A 19917-nucleotide genomic window follows, 5' to 3' on the forward strand; every position below is an offset into this window, starting at 1 on the left:
AAAATGGAGAATCCATGATCAGTTTGCTGAAAAGACGAAAGCTGCGGAAGCAGCTGAAGGAATACCTGCACATGGCGCGGCATGCGCGGCACATGCGCGAGGATATTGCCGATCCCCGCGACATCGCGGCGCTGGTCGATGCCGAAGCGGTGGTGCGCCAGATCCGCGAAGAGGGCGGGGGCGACCATATCGAGCAGGCCGTCGCCACGCTGGAGGCCGCCGCCGACAAGGTGTATCCGAACAAGAACCGCACCGGCATCCGCGAAAACGTCGAGGTCGTTATTGTGGCGCTCGGCGCGGCCATGGCCATCCGGGCCTTCTTTTTTCAGCCGTTCAAGATTCCGACCGGTTCGATGCAACCGACGCTCAACGGCATTCAATCCACCTGGCAGGCCGACTCGAGCTGGAATGAAAAGCAGCCGCTCAAGTTTTTCAACTGGCTGCTGACGGGCGAGTCCTACAAGGTGATCCGCGCCAAGGCCTCCGGCCAGCTGACCTACGGGGCGGGGGGGCGCGACAACAGCGTCGTCTATATCGGCGGCGTTGAGCACAAGATTCCCCAATTCATGAACGATTTGGCGCAGATCGACCGCAACAAGGTCTACAAAAAGGGCGAGATGCTCATTCCCGGCCCGGGCGAAAGCGGAATCCCGGTACAGGCCGAAGGACGGATCGAGGCCATCCAGGTTGACCAGAACGGCGACTATGTGCTCCTGATCGGGAATATGCCCCATGTGGTTCCGGCCCACCTGCTCCAGCCCAACACGCTCAAATACTACAACAAGGGCGACGTCATCCTGGCCGGCAAGGTGATTGCCGGCGACCATATCCTGGTCAATAAGATGAAATACAACTTCATGAGCCCCGAGCGTGGCGACATTTCGGTGTTCGATACCCGCAACATCAACGATCCCGGGGTGCGCAAGGATACGTTCTATATCAAGCGCATGGTTGGCCTGGCCGGTGAAAAAATCCAGATCCAGAACAACCGCATCGTTGCCGACGGCGAAGTGGTGCGCGAACCACCGATGTTCGAGACCATCGCGACCGATCCCATCTACAGCGGCGGGCACGCCAACGCCCCCGGTTCCCGGCTGGCAACCCAAGACGACTACATTCAGCTGGCAGACGATGAATACCTGATGATGGGCGACAATACGAAGCCGATGATGAGCCTGGATGGGCGCTTTTTCGGCGGTGTTCCGCGCAATGATTTCCAGGGGCCGGCCATTTTTGTCTACTGGCCGTTCCGCGAGCATTGGGGCATCGTGCGCTAAGTGGTAAAAATGAAGGATTTGCGGGTTGACTTCGGAACCGCCCTCGCTATTATCCACACCTTTCTTTACAGGAAAACCGAACGAATTTGTTAAAACGGAGTAATTTAATATGCCGAATCTGAAAAGCGCCAAAAAGAGAATGCGCCAGAACGTGGTGCGCCACGACCGCAACCTGCAGGTGCGCACACGTGTCAAGAGTGCCCGTCGCAGCATGATGGAAGCACTGGAAGCCAAAGACGCCGAAGCCGGTGCAGTTGCATTGCGCACCTACAGCTCGGTTCTCGACAAGGCTGCCAAGGTGGGTGTCATCAAGAAAAACACCGCCATCCGCCGCAAGACCAATGCGGCCAACGGCCTGCGCAAGATTGCCTAGTTAACCAACCTGGCAACCTACGAAAAAACCCGCCTTTGAGCGGGTTTTTTTGTGCATGTCTATTGCGTATTGCGTACTACGTATTTCGTGTTGCTATTTCTTCTGCCGGCGAGATCCATCCCTCGCAATACGCAATACGCAATACGCAATACGCAATACGTTTAGATCCCGCTGGAGATGAAACCTTCGGGGTTCTTGTGGAAGTCGCGTCCGTCGTAGACGGCGGGAACGACATCGGTGCGCACAAGGTAGTCGCCGAAGCCTTCGCCTGTTTCGCGCTCCTTGGCGTATTGCTCGATGAGCGGCTCCAGGGTGGCCAGGATTTCCTCTTCGCCGATGTTTTCGCGGTAGAGCTTGTTCAGGCGGGTTCCTTTGCCGTCGCCGCCGAGCATCAGGTTATATTTGCCCGGTGCCTTGCCAACGAACGCGATCTCCGCCAGGAAGGGGCGGGCGCAGCCGTTCGGGCAGCCGGTCATCCGGACCACGATGGGCTGGTCGGAAAGGCCGTTCTTGTCGACGATGGCTTCGAGCTTGGTAATAAGGTCCGGCAGGTAGCGCTCGGCCTCGGCCATTGCCAGCGTGCAGGTCGGGAACGCGACGCAGGCCATGCTGTTTTGGCGCAGGACGCTCACCTTGCGCAGCAAGCCGTGCTCCTTGGCCAGCTTTTCAATCGTGTCCTTTTTGCCCTTGGCCACCTGCGCCACGATCAGGTTTTGCGTGGCGGTCATGCGGAAGTCGCCGCCATGCAGGTCGGCGATCTTCAGCAGGCCGGTCAGCATCTGCGGTTGGCCTTCGGCATCGGTGATGCGGCCTTGCTCGATATACAGCGTCAGGTTCCAGGTGCCATCGGCGTTTTCCGTCCAGCCATAGCGGTCGGAGTGCATGGTGAATTCGTAGGGCTTGGCGTTCTCGAACGTAACGCCGGATCGCTCCTCGACATGCTTCTTGAATTCCTCCACGCCCATGTCGTCGATGGTGTATTTCAATCGGGCGTGTTTGCGGTTGGTGCGGTCGCCAAAGTCGCGTTGGGTGGTCACGATGCCCTCGGCCACCTTGCAAATGTCGGCCGGCTTCACGAAGCCAAAGTTTTTGGCGATCTGTGGATAGGTATCGGTCTCGCCGTGGGTGTTGCCCATGCCACCGCCGGCCAGCACGTCGTAGCCCAGTAGCTTGCCATCTTCGACGATGGCGACAAAGCTGAGGTCGTTGCCGTTGACGTCCACGTCGTTGTGCGGGGGAACCGCGACCGCAATCTTAAATTTGCGGGGGAGGTAGGTGTCGCCGTAGATGGGTTCGACCTCCTCCTCGAAATTGGCGATCTTTTCCTGGTCGAGCCAGATTTCGTGGTAGGCCGCCGTCTTCGGCATCAGGTGTTTGCTGATGGCGACGGCATCTGCATAGACCTGCTGGTGCAGGGCGGATTCGACGGGGTTGGTGTTGCAGAGCACGTTGCGGTTCACATCGCCGCAGGCGGCAATGGAGTCGATCATGGCCTTGTTGATGCCTTGGATCAGCGGCTTAACGTTGTGCTTGAGAATACCGTGGTATTGAAAGGTTTGGCGCGTGGTGAGGCGGAGTCCGCCGCCGGTCAGCTCACGGGCGATGGCATCGATGGCTTTCCACTGTTCGGCGGTGATGACGCCGCCCGGCACGCGGGCGCGGAGCATGAAGCTATAAAGGGGCTCCAGTTTCTGGTGACGGCGCTCGTCGCGCAGGTCGCGGTCGTCCTGCTGGTAGAAGCCGTGGAACTTGGTCAGCTGGGTGTCGTCCGCCGGCAACGCGCCGGTGGTGCGATCCCGCAAGCCCTCTTCGATGGTTCCGCGCAGATGGCGGCTACGCGCCTTGATGTGTTCGACTTCGGTCAGTTGATAATCGTCGTTCATGGAATTTTCTCCGTAATTCGTATTTCGTACTTCGTATTGCTTCAGGAGTGCCAATACGCAGTACGTAATACGTAGAACTTATGTTAATAAACATCCTTTTGGTAGCGCCCGTCCTTGCGGAGCTGGACGAGGTAGACTTCGGCTTCTTCCGTGCTGTAGCCGCCTTTTTCAACGACGACCTCGAGCAGCGCCTGGTGAACGTCGCGCGCCATGCGGCTTTCGTCGCCGCAGACGTAGATGTGCGCACCGCGCTGGATCCAGTTCCAAATCTCGTTGGCCTGCTCGGCAATGCGGTGCTGGACGTAGACCTTGTTTTCCTGGTCGCGCGAGAAGGCGAGGTCGATCCGGGTGAGCACGCCGTCTTCGAGGAATTCCTGCCATTCGGTCTGGTAGAGGAAATCCTCGGTGAAGTGCGGGTTGCCGAAGAAGAGCCAGTTGTCGCCGGGGGCTTCCTGGGCGGCGCGCTCCTGCACAAAGGCGCGGAACGGGGCAATGCCGGTGCCGGGGCCAATCATGATGATGGGTTTGGAGCCGTCTTCCGGTAGGCGGAAGTTGTCGTTCGATTCAACATAGACCAGCACATCCTCGCCTTCCTTGAGGCGGTGGCCGAGATAGCCGGATGCGCCGCCGAGGTGGTAGTGGCCATGGGCTTCGTATTCCACCACGCCGAGCGTCAGGTGCACTTCCTCCTCCACTTCGGCCTGGCTGGAGGCGATGGAGTAGAGGCGCGGTGTGAGCTTGCGCAGCAAGGCAACAAAGGCTTCGGGGTCGGCGGTGCCCGGATACTCGCGAACCACGTCGATGATCTGGCGTGTTTCCACATATTCCCGGAGCGTTTCGGTTTCCTCCGCCGTTTTCTGCAACTCTTCGTTTCCGATTAAATCGGCGTAGTCGGTAACAAAGGCGGGATGCAGCAGGGTCAGCTCGAAGGTTTCGGTCAGGGCTTCCTTGACCGGCCGGGGCTCGTCGTGGACGTGTACCGTCGCGGCTGGATCCATTTCGAGCAGGGTTAGCAGGTCATCGACCAGCTCTTCGTCGTTCTTGAACCAGACCCCGAGGGAGTCGCCGGGCAGATAGTCGAGGCCGGAGCCTTCGAGATCGATTTCGATGTGGCGGATATCCTTTTCAGAATTGCGGCCGGTAATCTTCTGGCAGGCCAGCAGGCGGGTTTTCAGCGGCTTCTTGCGGCTGTAGTGTACGCTCGGGGCCGGGGCGCCAAAGCCACCGAGGGCGGGCGCCGCAACCGGGGCGGTGCCTTCGGGGATGATTTCCTTCATGGCTTCGACCGCTTTCGGAATCCAAGCTTCGGCGCCATCGTCGAAATCGACGTCGAGATCGACGCGGTCGAGGATGCGCTTGCCGCCCAGCTCTTCGAGGCGCTCGTCGAAATCCCTGCCGGTTTTGCAGTAGAATTCATAGCTGCTGTCGCCCAGGGCCAGAACGCAGTATTGGAAATCGTCGAGCTTCGGGGCCTTGGTGGCATGGAGATATTCCACCAGGCTCTGCGCATCGTCCGGCGGTTCGCCTTCGCCCTGTGTGCTGATGATGACGGCCACGTGCTTGAGTTTCTTGAGGTTCTTCTCCTTGAACTTGCCCATGGAAACGAGCTCGGTGGCGAGTCCGGCCTCCTGGGCCGCCTCGTTGAGCTCTTCCGCCACGGAGCGGCAGTGGCCGGTTTGGGAGCCGTAGAGAATGGTCAGTACGTGGGCGGAGGCTGCGCCGGAGCCACCGGCGGGAAGCGCTTGCCCGCCGCCCTGGGCGCTGAGTCCGGTGAAGTAGCCGCCAACCCAGGCGAGCTGCGCCGGGGTCAGGGCCTGCGAGAGCTGGTTGAGCTGGCCGAGGAGTTGGGCATCTAGCCCGCCGGTTGCTCCATGATTAGGTTGTGTTGACATTTTCCCTCAAATCCTTGTTTCTATACCCTTGATCCGGGCGATTCAGGTTTTGCCCGGTTTTCCGTTGGTTTTTGAAATTGACGGTGCGGATAATACCCTGAAAGATGATCGGATCAATCATAAATTTACTAAACTGTACGTGATATACATGATTTATACCTGAGTGAAATGGTAAGGAAATGAACGGAACCCCCATAACCATTGGCTATTCGCCCTGTCCGAACGACACCTTCATCTTTTGCCAATTGGCGAAGGAGCCGGACATTGAAACGCATTTGCATGATGTTGAAACCCTCAACCAATGGGCTTTCGAGGGAAAATTCGATGTGACGAAGCTCTCGTTCCATGCCTGGCTGCTGGTGCAGGATGAGTATGAACTCCTCAACGTCGGCGCCGCGCTAGGGCGAGGTTGCGGGCCTTTGGTGATTGCTCGAAAAGGAGCGGAAGCGTTCGGGGGCGGGGCTGAAGCACACTTGCGCAAGTGTGCTTGCGTGGCTGTTCCCGGGGAATACACCACCGCCCATCTGTTGCTGCGTCTTTGGATGCCCGAAATCCAGAACCGCATCTTCATGCCGTTCAACCAGATCATGGGGGCCGTGGAGTCGGGCGAAGCCGACGCCGGGGTCATCATTCACGAAGGACGTTTTGTTTACAAGGAGCGCGGGTTCGAGTGCGTCCAGGACTTGGGCGAGTGGTGGGAGGAGACCACCGGGTTGCCCATCCCGCTCGGATGCATTGCCGCCAGGAAAGGGCTCGCGGCGGAAATCGAGCCGCGCCTGCGGAGGTCGATCCATGCGGCCTTCGAAGATCCGGGATCCACCCGGGACTATGTTCGCCAACATGCCCAGGAACTGGCCGAGGATGTGACCAGCGAGCACATTAAAACCTACGTCAACGACTTCACCCTCGATCTCGGCGACGAAGGCCGCACGGCGATTCGTGTGTTGCAACAGAGGGCGAGAGATGCTGGGGTGATCCAATGATTGGCGTGTTGTTCGCAACAGAAATGGAAGCCCGACCATTCCTCGACCGGGGGGTGCCGGAAGGCGTCGTTGTTGAAATTTCGGAGGAAATGGGACTTGAGGCCGCGCGTATTGCCACGGAAAAGCTGGTGAAGGAGCATGGGTGCAAGACGATCATCAATGCCGGCGTGTGCGGTGCTCTCAACAATCGGCTGGAGCGGGGCGCGGTCTATCGGGTTTCGATGGTCAGCATGGAGGAGTTGAAGGCCGCCGTGAACGTAGGCGTGGGCATTGGCTTGAAGCGTTTGGTTAGTGTTCAGGAACCGGTCTTCGAGCCGAAACGCAAGCGCGAGCTCTCTAAATATGGCGAGTTGGTCGATATGGAAGGCTATGCCGTGGCCCGTGTTTGCGAGGAGCATTCGGTGCCGTGCATCCTGATCAAGGGCGTCACCGACTTCGGCGACGGGAATGGGAAAGAGGATATCCAAAAGCATATTTCCCCGGTTTCGGAAACCGTGGCGGAGGCCGTTTTCCAGGTGGTGAATGGAACTTCCGGAGCAACCGCAGCAGGGCCAGGCGAAGCCACGATGCTGAAAAAGCTGCACTCCTTCACCAAGGTCGAGCACACGATCTTTAGCCTGCCTCTCTTGTTTGCGGGGGCGTGGATCGGGGCGGGTGGGGGGATGCCGGCCGTCAAATCGTTGCTACTGATCGCATTGGTGGGCCTCGGGGCCCGCACCTTTGGCATGGCGGTCAACCGCATCCTCGATAAGAACATCGATGCCAGGAATCCGCGCACGGAAAACCGCGAACTGGCGACGGGTGCGCTTTCGATGGCGCAAGGGTATGCGGTGGCGATTGTTGGATTGGCAATCTACTTCGTCGGCTGCGCGCTCCTCGGGCCCACCGTGCTTGGGCTCTCGTGGTTTCCATTGATTCCGTTGACGCTCTATTCATTGCTGAAGCGCTTTACTCCACTGTGCCACTATGGCATCGGGGTGGCCCTCGGCATGGCGCCGCTCGGGGCATTCGTGGCCATAACCAATTCGCTGGCCTTCCCTCCGGTTTTGTGGTTGCTGGTGCTGTTCACCTTTTGCTGGATTAGCGGATTCGATGTGATCTATGCCCTGATGGATATCGAATTCGACCGCGCGAACGGCGTGCGCAGTATTCCTGCGGCTCTCGGTTCCGTTGGGGCGCAGATGGTGGCGGCCGTTACGCACCTGGTTTCGTTCGCGGCGCTGGTGCTGATTTGGATGGGCACGGATTCGGTTCTCTCAACCATTGCCCTGCTGGTTTCCGCCGGAGCATTCGGTGCGGCCTACTTGCAAAACATCCCGGTTCCCGTTAGATTTTTCCCAATCTCCGCCATCGCCGGCATCGCCGGCGCACTGGTGGTGCTGTTCGGCGGGTAGGTTTGCAACGAATGCATGGAAAGCAACGAATGACTTTCTAGAATGAAAACTTGGCTCAATAACTCAACTGTGATTTATCCAGAATTGTCTTACTCGATTGTCGGTGCGGCAATGGTTGTGCACAATTCGCTGAAGCCGGGGTGGGATGAAAGGGATTACCATAGAGCCATGGTTGCGGTTCTGGAAAGCCGTGGACATGTTGTAAAGAGCCATGATCGAAAGGATCTCGTCTATAGAGGCGGAGTAGTGGATGGCTTTGAGTTGGATTTGCTTGTCGATGGTCTAGTTATTCTGGAATTAAAGCACCTTAAGGAAGGTTTTCATCCATCGCATTATACCCAAATCATAAACTATCTTAAACGCTGGGATAAACGTTTGGGGCTGCTAATCAATTATGGTCAGGAAAAGCTCAGGTATCAGCGAATCCCATTCTCCTGTTCCGAGGCGACTGTCGATTATGTTGGAGAGTGGGTTAAGCTTCCGGTCGAGGTTCGTGATTTGATCCGGGGGGCGGTTAACACGATAAACTCCCTGGTCGGTTGTGGATATGGAGCAGGGATTTATAAAAAGCTTCTGATGGCGGAGCCGGGCTTTCTTGGCGTGAAAGCCATAAACACTTGTCTGGCTCCAACCTTCAGTGAACAGTGCTTTGAGGAACGGGAAGTTGATGCAATATCTGTTGGTGAAGATTTGATAGTCCGGGTTTCGGCCTCTTCGTCTGCAACGGATTTGAGCTATCTTAAGACCTATATGAAGCATGCCGGTGCAAAGAATGGAATGCTTGTGAATTTAAACCATCATGAAATGCAGTTGAGAGGAGTCCGGTAATGGATTCGTTGCTTTCCATTCATTCGTTGCGGAGAGGTTTGACATGAATTTGGTTGTGGCCATGACGGGCGCGTCCGGCGCGCTGGCGACGAAGCTGCTGATTGAAAAATCGCAGTGGCCGGTGACGCTGGTCGCCAGCAAGATGGGGCGCGTGGTCTATGAGCAGGAGGTGGGCCCCTTTGCGGAACTCGAAGCCTTGGCATCCGAGGTTTGGAAGGATGCCGACCTGACCGCAACGATTGCATCGGGTTCGGTGCCGACCGTGGGGATGGTTGTTATGCCGTGTTCGGCCAATACGCTGGGCAAGGTTGCGGCGGGCATTGCCGATTCGCTGGTGACGCGCGCGGCCCACTGCCAGCTCAAGGAGGGGCGCAGGGTGGTGCTGTGCATCCGCGAGGCGCCCTGGACCCTGCTCAATGCCCAAAACGCCGTGAGCATTGCCGCCGCCGGCGGAACCATCATGCCGATGTCGCCGCCCTACTATATGTCGAAGGGGCGCGACCCGAACGCGGTGTCGATGGCCGAAATGCTGGGGTATTATTGCGACCACGTTCTTGCGCTGTTCGGGCAGGAATCGCCCAAGACCTGGGAGGATATCCGATGAACTCCCCCGAGCGGGATACGCTGATCTCCGCCCAGGAAAACCGCGATATGTTCGACCGCATTGCGAACAACTACGATGTGGCGAACCGGGCGATCTCGATGGGCATGGACAAGGTGTGGCGCCGGAAAACCATCGAATTGCTGCGGCCGTTCCGCGGCGGGCGCTATCTGGATATCGGTACGGGAACCGGCGATCTGGTTTTTGAGATCCTGGATCAATCGGCCAATGTGATCATCGACGGGATCGACCCTTCGGAGCAAATGCTGGCCATTGCCAAAGACAAGGCCGAAAAGCGCGGGACTGGGGACGCGGTCTCGTTTTTTACGGCGGATGCCCTGGATCTTCCCATGGAGGGCGGAACCTACGACGGCATCGTGTCGGGCTTCTGTTTTCGCAATATTGAATGTCGCCAGAAAGCGCTGGGCGAAATGCTGCGTGTTTTGAAGCCGGGCGGCATGCTGGTGGTGTTGGAGGCGACCTATCCGGATAATCCCCTTGTGCGCCTGGGCTACCGCATGTATACGCCTTTTGTGCCGCTCATTGGTAAAATGCTTGGCGGCGGAACGGCGTATAAATACCTGATGGATTCGATTGAGGATTTCCCTAAACCCAGCACGGTGACCGACATGTTCGGTGCGGCCGGGTTTTCAAAAGTACAATGCAAGCCGCTGACGTTCGGGACGGTGTGCATTTTTTCGGGTAAGAAGTAGGGGCGGATGAAGGAAGAATTAATTTTTGCGGGAGCTCCCTACAGCAACTCGGCGCCTTTGGTGGATAAGCTGACCGAGATCGATCCGCGGGTTCGGGTGGTCAACGACCATCCCTCCTGCCTGGTGCGCGACCTTAACGCGGGCCGCGCGGATGTGGCACTGATTCCCGTGGCGCACCTGTTCGCCCACCCGGAGCTGACGATGCTCGAAGGGCTGGGCGTTGCCGCCGATGGGCCGGTGAAGAGCGTGTTGCTCAAATGCAGCAAGAAGATGGGGCAGATCAAAACCGTTGCGCGCGATCCGGCCTCGGCCACCTCTAATGCCTTGGCCGAGTTGTTGCTCACCAAATATTTCCGGCAGAAGATCGAAATGCTCGATTTCCAGGCGGTGGAGCAGCCCGACGCCGCCGTGGTGATCGGCGACCGTGCGCTCTGCGCCGCCCCGGCCCCCGCAGGCGATATCGATCTCGCCGAGGCCTGGCAGAAGTGGACCAAGCTACCCTTTGTTTTTGCGGTCTGGGCCGTGCGGAGGGATTTTCCCGAAATCGAGACCGTCACCCAGATCGCCCACAAGGCCTATGCCGCCGGCTTCCGCGCCACCGAGGAGATTGCCGAACGCTATGCCCGCAAACTCGGTGGATCGCAGGATTTCTGGGCCGATTACCTCGACCATTCCATCCACTACAAACTCGATGCAAGGGATATGGAAGGCCTGGAGCGATTTAAGGCACTGCTTGGGGCCTAGCAGAACTTCCCAGGGAGGGTTGGTTTTCTGGAAGAAACTGCGAGGCGAAGGGGATGGTGTGCCGGCATTCGGGTGACATGGCGTTTTTTTTCGATGTCGCTGGTCTTGTCACCCGGCAATCCAAGCATCCCGCAATTCATTCACAATCGGTAAGATTGCGAGGCACGCAAAATCGATGTAATTGGATTTGACAACCGGCGATATGTTGGTAGTTTAGCCTGCTTTTTAGAACACAAAGGGAATTTAGAGATGAAACGCACATACAATCCTTCGAAGATCAAGCGCGCCCGCAAGTGCGGATTCCGCAAGCGTATGGCAACTGCCGATGGCCGCGCCATCCTGAAGCGCCGCCGCCAGAAAGGCCGCAAGCGCCTTACCGCAGTTTAATTGGAACCCACATGCCGAAGCCCCACGAGAGGGAGTCGGACTGCTCCATCGACTCAAGCCCGCCGAAAAGCGGGCTTGATCGTTGTTTATCCAAACAGCAACGCCTCACCCGCTCCTCGCTCTTCTCGGAAACTTTTTCCCAGAACCGGAAATGGGTTGGGCGTTTTATGGTTCTGTGGCTGCGTAGCGGCGAAGGTGCCGCGCTCCGGTTGGGCGTGGTGACCAGCAAGAAAGTCCACCTGCGGGCCAACAAGCGCAATCTTGCGCGACGCCGCCTGCGCGAAGCCTACCGGAACCTTCGCCCCTATTTCTCCGGCGATTTCGACATCATACTGGTCGGACGCCGCAGCATACTCGGCGCCGAGTGGAGGGAGGTCGTCCGCGAAATGCTGAAACTGGCGCAAAAAGCCGGATTGATCACCGACGAAAACCTGAACAACGCCGAGCTGGAATTTTTTCACCACGAAGGCGCAACGCACCCGAAGGGCATTCAAAACAAGCCTTCGTGAACGTCGAGGCTTCGTGGTAAGAAACTTTGATGAGAAACCCCGCCGTCAGCGTGTTGATCGTGTTGGTCAAAGGCTACCAGAATATCGTCAGCCCTTGGCTCGGGCAACGCTGCCGCTTCCATCCCACCTGCTCGCAGTATTGCATTGAAGCCCTGAGGCAACATGGTATGGTTTTCGGTCTTTGGCTTGCGGCGAAAAGAATTTGCAAATGCCATCCGTTCCATCCGGGCGGGTTCGACCCGGTGCCGAAACCCAAGAAATGATTTTCCGAGAAGAGAGATGCTATGAATAAAAAAGATTTAGTACCCGTTATCCTGTTGGCCCTGTTGATCCCGGTTTGGATGTTCATCGACCGCACCTTCATTGCGCCGAAATATCCTGCCAAGACCCCGGTTCCAGCCGAGCAGGTGGTTGAGGCGACCCCGGTGACCACCAACGCCGCCGCATCGGCAGACGTGGTACGGCCGGAAGCTGCTCCCGTTGTGGCCGAAGTCGAAGAACCTGCCACCGAAGAAATCATCGAGACCCTGGAAAACGGGAAAGTCACACTGGAGCTCAGCTCCTGGGGCGGCGGCATCAAATCGGCCACCCTTCAGGATTATCCCGAGCTGAACGAGAAGGATAGTGCCCCGGTTGAAATCGGATTCGACAAAGCCGCTCTGGCCTATGAAGGATTGGCTGGCATCGGCGCCAACGAAGCCCTCGCCATCCGGAAGGCAGGGGACGGCCGGTCGGTTACCTTTTCAAAAACCCTGGATTCCGGCCTGGTCTACCAGCGCACGGTCTCCTTCACCAACGACTATGTTCTGACCATCAGCGACCGCTTCACGAACCCCGGGGCCAATGCCGCCACGCTCGACGACGCCCGCATCCTGACCGGGCGCATGGAAAACCCGGCCGACATGAAAGCCATGAAAGGCGTCAGCATTCTCGGTGTCGATTCCTTCACCCCGGCCGGCGGTGTCAACTATTGGGGCAAGAAGCTCCATAAGCTGCACGACAAGAACGGCCCCGTTTCGATCGATCTCGTCCCCGAGGAAATGAGCGGGGTCGAAGTCGATTGGGTTTCCACCAAAAACAAGTTTTTTGTCCAGATCCTGCGCCCCGAAGAGCCGGTGGCAACGATGGCGATCCTTTCCTCCCGCGATCCATCCCAAAAGGGGGTAGTTCCGGAGGACATCGCCTCTGCCCTGGTATTCAAGCAACAGGTCATTGGCGCGGGGGAAAGCGTTGCCAACAACTACACCTATTTCATCGGCCCCAAGAACTATTCCGTCCTGAAGGATTCCGGCTACAGCATGGAAAAGGTGATGGAGTTCGAGACCACCGGCGCCTTTTCCTTCATGAACTGGCTGATGGAACCGGCGCGCCGCTTCCTGCTCTGGACGCTGAACAAATTCTTTGCCGTTATCCCGAACTATGGCGTGGCCATCATCTTGCTAACCCTGCTGATCCGCATCCTCTTCTGGCCGCTGACGCACAAGAGCACCGAAAGCATGAAGCGCATGCAGGAGATCCAGCCCGAAATCAAGGCGCTGCAGGCGAAATACAAGAAAGACCCGCAGCGTATGCAGCAGGAGACCATGAAGCTCTACAAGGAGAAGAAGGTCAACCCCATGGGCGGGTGCATTCCCATGTTCGTCCAGATTCCGGTCTTCATTGCACTGTTCACCGTTTTGCGCAACGCCATCGAGCTGCGCTATGCCGGCTTCCTCTGGATCGCCGACCTCAGCCAGCCGGAAAACCTGTTTGCCGGAAGCATCCCATTCGTCGGATCACTCAACATCCTGCCCTTGCTGATGTCCGTCTCGATGATCTGGCAACAAAAGCTCTCCTCTCCAGGCACCGCCGCAACGCCGGAACAGCAGCAGCAACAGAAGATGATGATGTTCATGATGCCGATCATGATGCTGTTCTTCTTCTACAGCATGCCGTCGGGCCTCGTGCTCTACTGGACGACCAGCAACCTGCTCATGATTGCCCAGACCGGCTTCCGCAACCTGCGGAAGAAGACCGTGAAGGCGTAGGAACAAAGGGTTAAATCCAGAAAAACGCGGTTCAGCAATGGCTCGCGTTTTTTGTGAATGCGTATTGCGTATTGCGAGGATTTCTCGCGATCAGATAGGCTATTGCAATACGAAATACGTAGTACGTAGTACTTTAATGTTGCTTCCGCAAATGCGACGGCAGGATGCGAAGCTGGTCGCGGTATTTGGCGACCGTGCGTCGGGCAATCTGGATCCCTTGCTCCTCCAGCAACTTGACGAGCTTGGCATCGGAATAGGGCTTTTTCTTGTCCTCTTCGCGCACAATGACGCCCAGTGCCGCCTTGACGCTTTCGTTGGAGATGGCTTCCCCGCTGGACGTCATCACGCCGGGCTTGAAGAAATATTTCATGCTCAGCAGGCCTCGCGGCGTCTGCATGTATTTTCCGGCCGTGGCACGGCTGATGGTGGTTTCGTGGACTTCCAGCAATTCGGCAACCGTTTTCATGTTGAGCGGCTTCAGGCGGGAAACTCCGTGATCAAAATAGTCGCGCTGGATACGGACGATTTCCACCGCAATGCGGTAGATGGTATCCATCCGCTGGTCGATGCTTTGAATGAACTGCTTCGACTTGGCAATCTTTTCGCGGATGTAGGTCTTAACCTCCTTGGAGGTCTTGGGATCCTTGAGCATCTGCAAATATTTCTGGCTGATGAAGAGCCGCGGATAAGGCTTCTTGTTTTGGGTGATGACGTATTCGCCATCCTTTTTCTCGACGATGATCTCGGGCGTTACATATTCAATGCGCTCTTCGGAAAAGTTCCGCCCGGGCTTGGGATCGAGCTTGCTGATCGCCTTTGCGAGTTCCTTGACCCGATCCACGGTCAGCCCCATGGCTCGGGCTATGTCTTCGTATTTGTGGCGGCCGACCAAGTCGAGATGCAGGTCGATCATCTGGTATTCCTGCGAGTTCTCGCGCCCCTTCCGCTTCAACTGAAGCAACAGGCATTCACGTAGATCGCGGGCTCCCACACCGGCCGGGTCGAAGTCGTGGATCGTATCCAGGATCTTATCGAGGGTTTCCGCCGGGAAGTTGGGCAATGCCAGAAGATCTTCGACATCGAGTTGGAGATAGCCATCGTCATCGATGTTGCCGATCACGATCTCGGCAATCTTCTTTTCATAGTCGTTCAACCCGGAAAGCGAGAGCTGGTCGAGCAATTGGTCGTGCAGGGATGATGCCTCCGACAAGGAATCCATCATGTACTGGTATTTTTCCTCGGCGTCTGCGCCGCCGGAAATCTGGCCCCGGTCCTGGAAGCTGTCGAACTCTTCGCCGAGCGCGGCGAGTTTTTCGAATTCGTTATCGAACTCGTCTCGATCAACATCCTTGGTGCCCTGTTCGATCTCGATCTGGGCATCGGCCATTTCCTCCGTGGCCTCAAGGGTCGGGTTTTCAGATAGCTCCTGCTTGATCATCTGTTGAAGATCGAGAAGCGGCATTTGCAGGATTTCCAACGATTGGAAGAGATGCGGAGCAAGAACCTGCTGCATCTTCATTTCCTGGCTTAAAACTAGTCCGGGGTGTGCCATGCCAAGCAATGTACCGATTCGCTTGCATATCTCAAGCCAAGGTTTAGAAAAGAAAATGGAGACGGCCGTGGCATTCGGTTCATTGCAGTAGCCGGTTATGGTGTGGCGCTATGCAAATGTTCAGTGCGATCCGGGGGTTCCGCGCGAGTTGAATCAATGGCGGGACTCATTCCCCTCCCTTTGGGGCGTATCTGTACTTTCAGCGAAGCGGTTATTGAAAAGATACCCGTTCCTATGCGGCGGGGGTGCGTCATTGCGCCTGGGGCATGCGGACCGATCACGTTAGGGCCGCGTTCGGGCCGGTTGGGGAGCCCCCCCCCATTGCCCGGACGGAAAAACTGACGGCCGTCAGTTTTTCCGTCCGGGCGGGGCGAAGCCGGTTCCCGGGACTGTTTCCCGTTGCAATGGGTGCACATCTTCGCCATCCTGCGCGGACTATGAAAAAAGAAATCAATCTAAGTGGGGGCATCGATCTGGATGCCGTGGTGGAAAATTCGGGGAAACGTATTGATGGTCGCGCGGCCGATGAGCTGCGCCGGGTCAGGTTTACGAAGGATTTCATAACGTCGGCCAAGGGATCGGTTTTGGTCGAAATGGGCAATACGCGCGTCATCTGCAACGCCAGTGTGGATGAAAACGTTCCGGGTTGGATGCGCTACCAGAATGTGCCCGGCGGATGGGTGACGGCGGAATACAGCATGTTGCCGGCTGCCACGCAGGATCGTACGCAGCGCGAGGCTTCCAAGGGCAAGATTGGCGGGCGCACCATGGAAATCCAGCGTCTGATCGGGCGTTCCCTGCGCGCTGTGGTCGATCTCCAGAAACTCGGCCGCCGCCAGATTTTTCTCGATTGCGATGTCATTCAGGCCGATGGCGGCACCCGTACCGCTTCCATCACCGGGGCCTACGTTGCCCTCAAGCTCGCGGTTGCGCAACTGCTGAAAGAGGGGAAGATCAAGGAAGATCCGGTGGTTGAGGGCCTGGCCGCCATCAGTTGCGGCATTAATAAGGCAGTGCCGATTCTCGACCTTTGCTACCTCGAAGATTCCGCCGCCGAGGTGGATGCCAACTTCGTCATGACCGAGTCCGGGAAAATCATCGAGGTGCAGGGCACCGCCGAAGGTGCTCCTTTCAGCAAGGATGAGCTCATGCAAATGATGACCCTCGCTGAAAAGGGGATCGGCGAGCTCATCGAGATGCAAAAGGCGGTGCTTGGCTGATTTTAAGGCTGTTGGATTTACAGGGGGCGTTGGATTGGGGTAGGAAAGACACAATTAAACGAAACGAGGTAGTTCGATGAAAATTTTAGTCGCCTATTCAAGCAAGACCGGCAATACGAGAAAACTGGCCGAGGCCATTCACCTGGTCTTGCCGGATGCCGATTTGTGTCCCATGGCTTCCGCGCCCAATCCGGCCCAGTACGATCTCATCTTCATGGGATGCTGGATCGATAAGGGCACGGCAGACCTGGAAGCCCAGGCCTTCATGGCCAAGATCCATGACAAACCGGTGGCTTTGTTTTTCTCCCTCGGGGCCTATCCGGATTCCGCGCACGCCGCCGAATGCCAGGAGACGGTATCCGGACTGTTGGCGTCCTGCTCGGTTGTGGATCGTTTCATGTGCCAGGGCGCCATTGATCCCGAGTTGATCGAGTGGATGAAGGCGCTCCCGAAAGACCATGGCTACGGCCCCACCGACTCGCGCAAAAAGCTTTGGAAGGATGCCGAAACCCATCCGGACAAAGACGATCTCAAAGCCGTGTCCAATTGGGCCACCGGCGTCCTCGCCGCGGTTTAGAAAAGGTGCGTAGTTCCGCCATTAAAAGGTATGTAGTCCCGCCTTTAGGCGGTTCCGAGGACTAGAACGCTTCACTAACCCGTCTTTCGCTATTCGCGGGTAAAAGTGCCTTGTTTATTCCATTTCTGTTCATAGGTCTGCACTACATTTCTTTTTCAGCTCTTCAAGCCGAGGGGGCGGCTGGTCCGGTAGCGTCAGGTTGAGCTGGTGCAGGAGAAGCTGGAGATCCTTTTCGGGCTGGGTGTAGCGCGGCAGGATCAGGTTGCGGCCGTCGGTGGTGGGCAGGTGCACGTCGATCATCTGCATGGCTTTGAACTTTTCGAGGATGGCGCGGGGCGTGAGCCCGGGGGCCTTTACCTTGGCCCGCTGCTTGAGCGTGACCTGCAGGCAGTAGGAGAGGAAGCTGACGAAGATATGCGATTCGATGCGGACGTCTTTCTGGTGGTAGACGGGCCGGATGTTGAGGTCGTGTTTGAGTTCCTTGAAGGCCTGCTCGACTTCGGTGAGCACGATGTATTGTTTCCACAGCTCTTCGGGGTTGCCGGCGGTGAGGTTGGTGCGTAGCAGGTAGGTTCCCTCGCCGCGCCGGGCCTTTCGTAGTTTCTGCCGGTTGAGGCGGAAGGCGAAGGTGTCGGAAGTGACGGGTTGTCGGGGTTCGGGGAGCTGGATATCGATTAGTCCCCATGCTTTTCCGGCGTCCTGCCTGGCGGCACCGAGCTTGAGCAGCAGCGCGTCGCGTTTGAGGTTTTTCATGCCCCGGATCTGGTGCAGCCGGTTCCAGAGCTTCTTGAGTTTGCGCCGCCGCATGGATTGCTCCTTATCGCGCCGTCCGCCGCTGCGGGTGAGCACGTAGAGGTCTTCGCCGGCGCGGGCGAGCTTGACTTCGATTTGTTCCTGCACTTTTTTCCACGGCTCGGCGAAGAGCTGGTCCTCAAGTTTGGTGAGCCGTCCGCGCGGGGTGCCGACGAGGTAGCTCGCGCCTTCAGCGCGCATCTGTTCGAGGGCGTCTTCGGTGGGGATGCCGCGGTCCATGATCCACAGCCGGTTCATCCTGCCGTACTGCTTTTCGATTTTGCGGAGGAAGTCCGGCAGCGTGGTTTTGTCGGAGGTGTTGCCGGGCATGACTTCGTAAGCGACCGGGAAGCCTTCGGGGGTGACGATCAGCGCGATGACGACCTGTACACAGTCAGATCGTTTGTCGCGGCTGTAGCCGAAGCGCTTGAGCCCGTCGGCATCCTCCGGCGGGTCGCATTCGAAGTAGGTGCTGGTGAGGTCGTAGAGCAACACGTCGTACGAGGCGCCGAAGAGATCCGCCCACCGTTGCTTCAGGGAGGAGAACAGGCCGGCCTTATGTTCGCAGAGCTTGTCGAGGCAGCGGTAGAGCGTGTCCTTGGCAGCCACCGAATCGTCCTCGCCGAGCAGGTCGGCCATGGCGCTGTTTCGGAACCAGTCGCGGTGCAGCCGCCATTCGCTGCCCGGATCGAGCAGGCGGTAGGCGACAAGGGTTTTAAGCACGTTGATCCATCCGGTACCTTTGCGACTGTCCGGCAGGCGCGGTCCCCAGAACGAATCGAGTTCCAGCTGGTTCCAGAGTTCCATGGCCAGCCAGCAGCCGCCCCACTGGCGGGGATGGCGCAGGGTCATTTGACTGAGCCGGATCTGGACGGGGTTGGCCACCTCCGGCGGGGGCATCCGGTCGTCGGGGAACAGGCTCATCTGCTTGACGCAGTCATGCGACTCGTCCAGCACATCCAGGGCCGAACACCACTGCGCCTGCTGGCTGTCATTGAGTTCGCCCAGATAGAGCAACTGACGTTGATGTACGCCCCGGCGCGTGCGGACACTTTCCACCACACTCCAGTAGCGATGTTCCTTACCGTCCTTCAACCGCTTGTGGCATCTCAAGTACATGCCCTTATTTTTCCATAGAAAACAAAGTCGTCAACGGGCAAGGTCTGCACTACAGCCCGTTTTGGAACACGCACCCCGGTAAATAAAGGGCAAAACGGCGTACGCACCCTCTAAATTAGTCGTTTTCAGGGTCGAATAGCGAAAGACGGGCTAATGAAATGCCGACTCCGTTTTGTAGGGCTGGAATAGGCAACGCCTTTCCGACCTCGGCGCGATGCGAAGAAAGGTGGGCCGAAGCAGCCCCACGCATGCGACCATTCGCTCCCTGCAATTATTGACGGTATCACATTCGTTTGCCCCTCTAGCTTTCGTCCTGATCATCGCGGTTGAACTTGTCTTTCAGCCTTTGCTTCACGTCTTCCCACGGGATCAGTTTTTCCTTTTTCTCCTCATCCGTCATTGCGGCGATTTCGGCAACTCTTCGATCCAGTTCTTTCTTTTGTTCCTGTATGGATTCCTCCTCGAAACCGTGCCAGGTCATTTCCCATAGGCAGTGGGCCAGGATGTCTTCGTCGGAATAGTGTTCTGCTGTTGCTGCGTCGATTTCCATTCCCAACCATTCGTTCCATGGACTGAGTGAAAGGGCATAGGAGGTCTCGCGGTTGGCAAAGGTGCCTTCTGACGCTTGATTCATGTACTGGAAGTCGTCCTGTTCCTTGTTAAGGGTTCCATCTTTCCCGCTCACTTCAACAAAGGGCTCATCGTCCAGCCCTTCGCGGAAGGTCTGTTGCACGATAATCCGCATGCGGGTTTCCTCCGGTGCAACGAGGCGTAGCGAATTGAATGCCGCCTCGTATTCCGGCAATTGGTTGGCTTGATCCGGGTACAGTTTGGCGAGTCGGTTGGAGAGTGCCGCCCAATCGATTCGATGGAAAAGGTCGTACAACGTCATGGTAGTTCCTGGGGATGGGATTCTAAATGGGAATCAAAACGATGTGCTCGTACAGCGAGGCCTGCAACCAGCTTTCCTAGCAGCTGGGTTGGATTGGCGCCTTGAAATTCGTCGAGTTGGGCTGAATACAGTGCAGGCATTATCTACCGTCCAA

The 19917-nt window shown here is 57.4% G+C and carries 19 protein-coding genes; 14 read left to right on the top strand and 5 right to left on the bottom strand.

Annotation, left to right across the window (positions count from 1 at the left end; all coding sequences use genetic code 11):
• Positions 1 to 14 precede the first annotated feature (14 nt).
• Positions 15 to 1277 carry a signal peptidase I gene (gene lepB, locus E9954_RS23460; protein ID WP_136081716.1) on the top strand — a complete coding sequence of 421 codons (1263 nt, stop codon included), beginning with the start codon at positions 15 to 17 and terminating at the stop codon, positions 1275 to 1277.
• Positions 1278 to 1386: 109 nt separating this feature from the next.
• Complete coding sequence (gene rpsT, locus E9954_RS23465; protein WP_136081717.1) at positions 1387 to 1650, top strand: 30S ribosomal protein S20; 264 nt, start codon at positions 1387 to 1389, stop codon at positions 1648 to 1650.
• Positions 1651 to 1811: 161 nt separating this feature from the next.
• Here rpsT and cysI read toward each other — a convergent pair whose 3' ends face one another.
• Together cysI and E9954_RS23475 are read right to left on the bottom strand one after the other, a co-directional pair.
• Positions 1812 to 3533, bottom strand: a complete 1722-nt coding sequence (cysI, locus tag E9954_RS23470; RefSeq protein ID WP_136081718.1) for an assimilatory sulfite reductase (NADPH) hemoprotein subunit — start codon at positions 3531 to 3533, stop codon at positions 1812 to 1814.
• 83 nt (positions 3534 to 3616) lie between these two features.
• The gene (locus tag E9954_RS23475) at positions 3617 to 5425 is read right to left on the bottom strand and encodes an assimilatory sulfite reductase (NADPH) flavoprotein subunit (RefSeq protein ID WP_136081719.1); all 1809 of its coding nucleotides are present in this window, start codon (positions 5423 to 5425) and stop codon (positions 3617 to 3619) included.
• Positions 5426 to 5604: 179 nt separating this feature from the next.
• Between E9954_RS23475 and E9954_RS23480 the strand changes: the two genes are divergently transcribed.
• The 10 genes from E9954_RS23480 to yidC all read left to right on the top strand — a co-directional run bounded on the left by E9954_RS23480 (position 5605) and on the right by yidC (position 13611).
• Positions 5605 to 6408 (top strand): 1,4-dihydroxy-6-naphthoate synthase, encoded by an 804-nt coding sequence (locus E9954_RS23480; RefSeq protein ID WP_136081720.1) that lies wholly within the window; start codon positions 5605 to 5607, stop codon positions 6406 to 6408.
• On the top strand, positions 6405 to 7802 hold the full coding sequence (locus E9954_RS23485) for a UbiA-like polyprenyltransferase (protein WP_136081721.1): 1398 nt from the start codon (positions 6405 to 6407) through the stop codon (positions 7800 to 7802). The genes E9954_RS23480 and E9954_RS23485 overlap by 4 nt, the downstream gene beginning before the upstream one ends.
• Positions 7803 to 7844: 42 nt before the next feature.
• A complete protein-coding gene (locus tag E9954_RS23490) occupies positions 7845 to 8630 on the top strand; it encodes a GxxExxY protein (RefSeq protein WP_136081722.1) in 786 nt (261 codons plus the stop codon).
• 43 nt (positions 8631 to 8673) lie between these two features.
• Complete coding sequence (locus E9954_RS23495) at positions 8674 to 9234, top strand: UbiX family flavin prenyltransferase (RefSeq protein WP_136081723.1); 561 nt, start codon at positions 8674 to 8676, stop codon at positions 9232 to 9234.
• A complete protein-coding gene (locus tag E9954_RS23500; protein WP_136081724.1) occupies positions 9231 to 9944 on the top strand; it encodes a ubiquinone/menaquinone biosynthesis methyltransferase in 714 nt (237 codons plus the stop codon). The genes E9954_RS23495 and E9954_RS23500 overlap by 4 nt, the downstream gene beginning before the upstream one ends.
• 6 nt (positions 9945 to 9950) lie before the next feature.
• Positions 9951 to 10688 carry a menaquinone biosynthesis protein gene (locus E9954_RS23505; RefSeq protein ID WP_136081725.1) on the top strand — a complete coding sequence of 246 codons (738 nt, stop codon included), beginning with the start codon at positions 9951 to 9953 and terminating at the stop codon, positions 10686 to 10688.
• 249 nt (positions 10689 to 10937) lie between these two features.
• Positions 10938 to 11075, top strand: a complete 138-nt coding sequence (gene rpmH / locus E9954_RS23510; RefSeq protein ID WP_136081726.1) for a 50S ribosomal protein L34 — start codon at positions 10938 to 10940, stop codon at positions 11073 to 11075.
• Positions 11076 to 11086: 11 nt separating this feature from the next.
• The gene (rnpA, locus tag E9954_RS23515; RefSeq protein ID WP_136081727.1) at positions 11087 to 11584 is read left to right on the top strand and encodes a ribonuclease P protein component; all 498 of its coding nucleotides are present in this window, start codon (positions 11087 to 11089) and stop codon (positions 11582 to 11584) included.
• Between the two features lie 29 nt (positions 11585 to 11613).
• On the top strand, positions 11614 to 11847 hold the full coding sequence (yidD, locus tag E9954_RS23520; protein ID WP_136081728.1) for a membrane protein insertion efficiency factor YidD: 234 nt from the start codon (positions 11614 to 11616) through the stop codon (positions 11845 to 11847).
• Between the two features lie 21 nt (positions 11848 to 11868).
• Positions 11869 to 13611: a membrane protein insertase YidC gene (yidC, locus tag E9954_RS23525; protein ID WP_136081729.1), complete on the top strand. Its 1743-nt coding sequence runs from the start codon at positions 11869 to 11871 to the stop codon at positions 13609 to 13611.
• Positions 13612 to 13744: 133 nt separating this feature from the next.
• On the opposite strand, the gene rpoN is transcribed toward yidC, so the two are convergent.
• Positions 13745 to 15163: an RNA polymerase factor sigma-54 gene (rpoN, locus tag E9954_RS23530; protein WP_136081730.1), complete on the bottom strand. Its 1419-nt coding sequence runs from the start codon at positions 15161 to 15163 to the stop codon at positions 13745 to 13747.
• 437 nt (positions 15164 to 15600) lie between these two features.
• Between rpoN and rph the strand changes: the two genes are divergently transcribed.
• Both rph and E9954_RS23540 read left to right on the top strand, forming a co-directional pair.
• On the top strand, positions 15601 to 16383 hold the full coding sequence (rph, locus tag E9954_RS23535) for a ribonuclease PH (protein ID WP_136081731.1): 783 nt from the start codon (positions 15601 to 15603) through the stop codon (positions 16381 to 16383).
• Between the two features lie 76 nt (positions 16384 to 16459).
• Complete coding sequence (locus tag E9954_RS23540) at positions 16460 to 16960, top strand: flavodoxin family protein (protein WP_136081732.1); 501 nt, start codon at positions 16460 to 16462, stop codon at positions 16958 to 16960.
• A gap of 129 nt (positions 16961 to 17089) precedes the next feature.
• Here E9954_RS23540 and E9954_RS23545 read toward each other — a convergent pair whose 3' ends face one another.
• Both E9954_RS23545 and E9954_RS23550 read right to left on the bottom strand, forming a co-directional pair.
• On the bottom strand, positions 17090 to 18871 hold the full coding sequence (locus E9954_RS23545) for an IS1634 family transposase (protein WP_136081733.1): 1782 nt from the start codon (positions 18869 to 18871) through the stop codon (positions 17090 to 17092).
• Between the two features lie 301 nt (positions 18872 to 19172).
• Entirely contained in the window at positions 19173 to 19763 is a 591-nt protein-coding gene (locus E9954_RS23550) for a DUF6557 family protein (protein WP_136081734.1), read from the bottom strand.
• Positions 19764 to 19917: the final 154 nt, after the last annotated feature.

Source organism: Pontiella desulfatans, assembly GCF_900890425.1.
GTDB lineage: Bacteria > Verrucomicrobiota > Kiritimatiellia > Kiritimatiellales > Pontiellaceae > Pontiella > Pontiella desulfatans.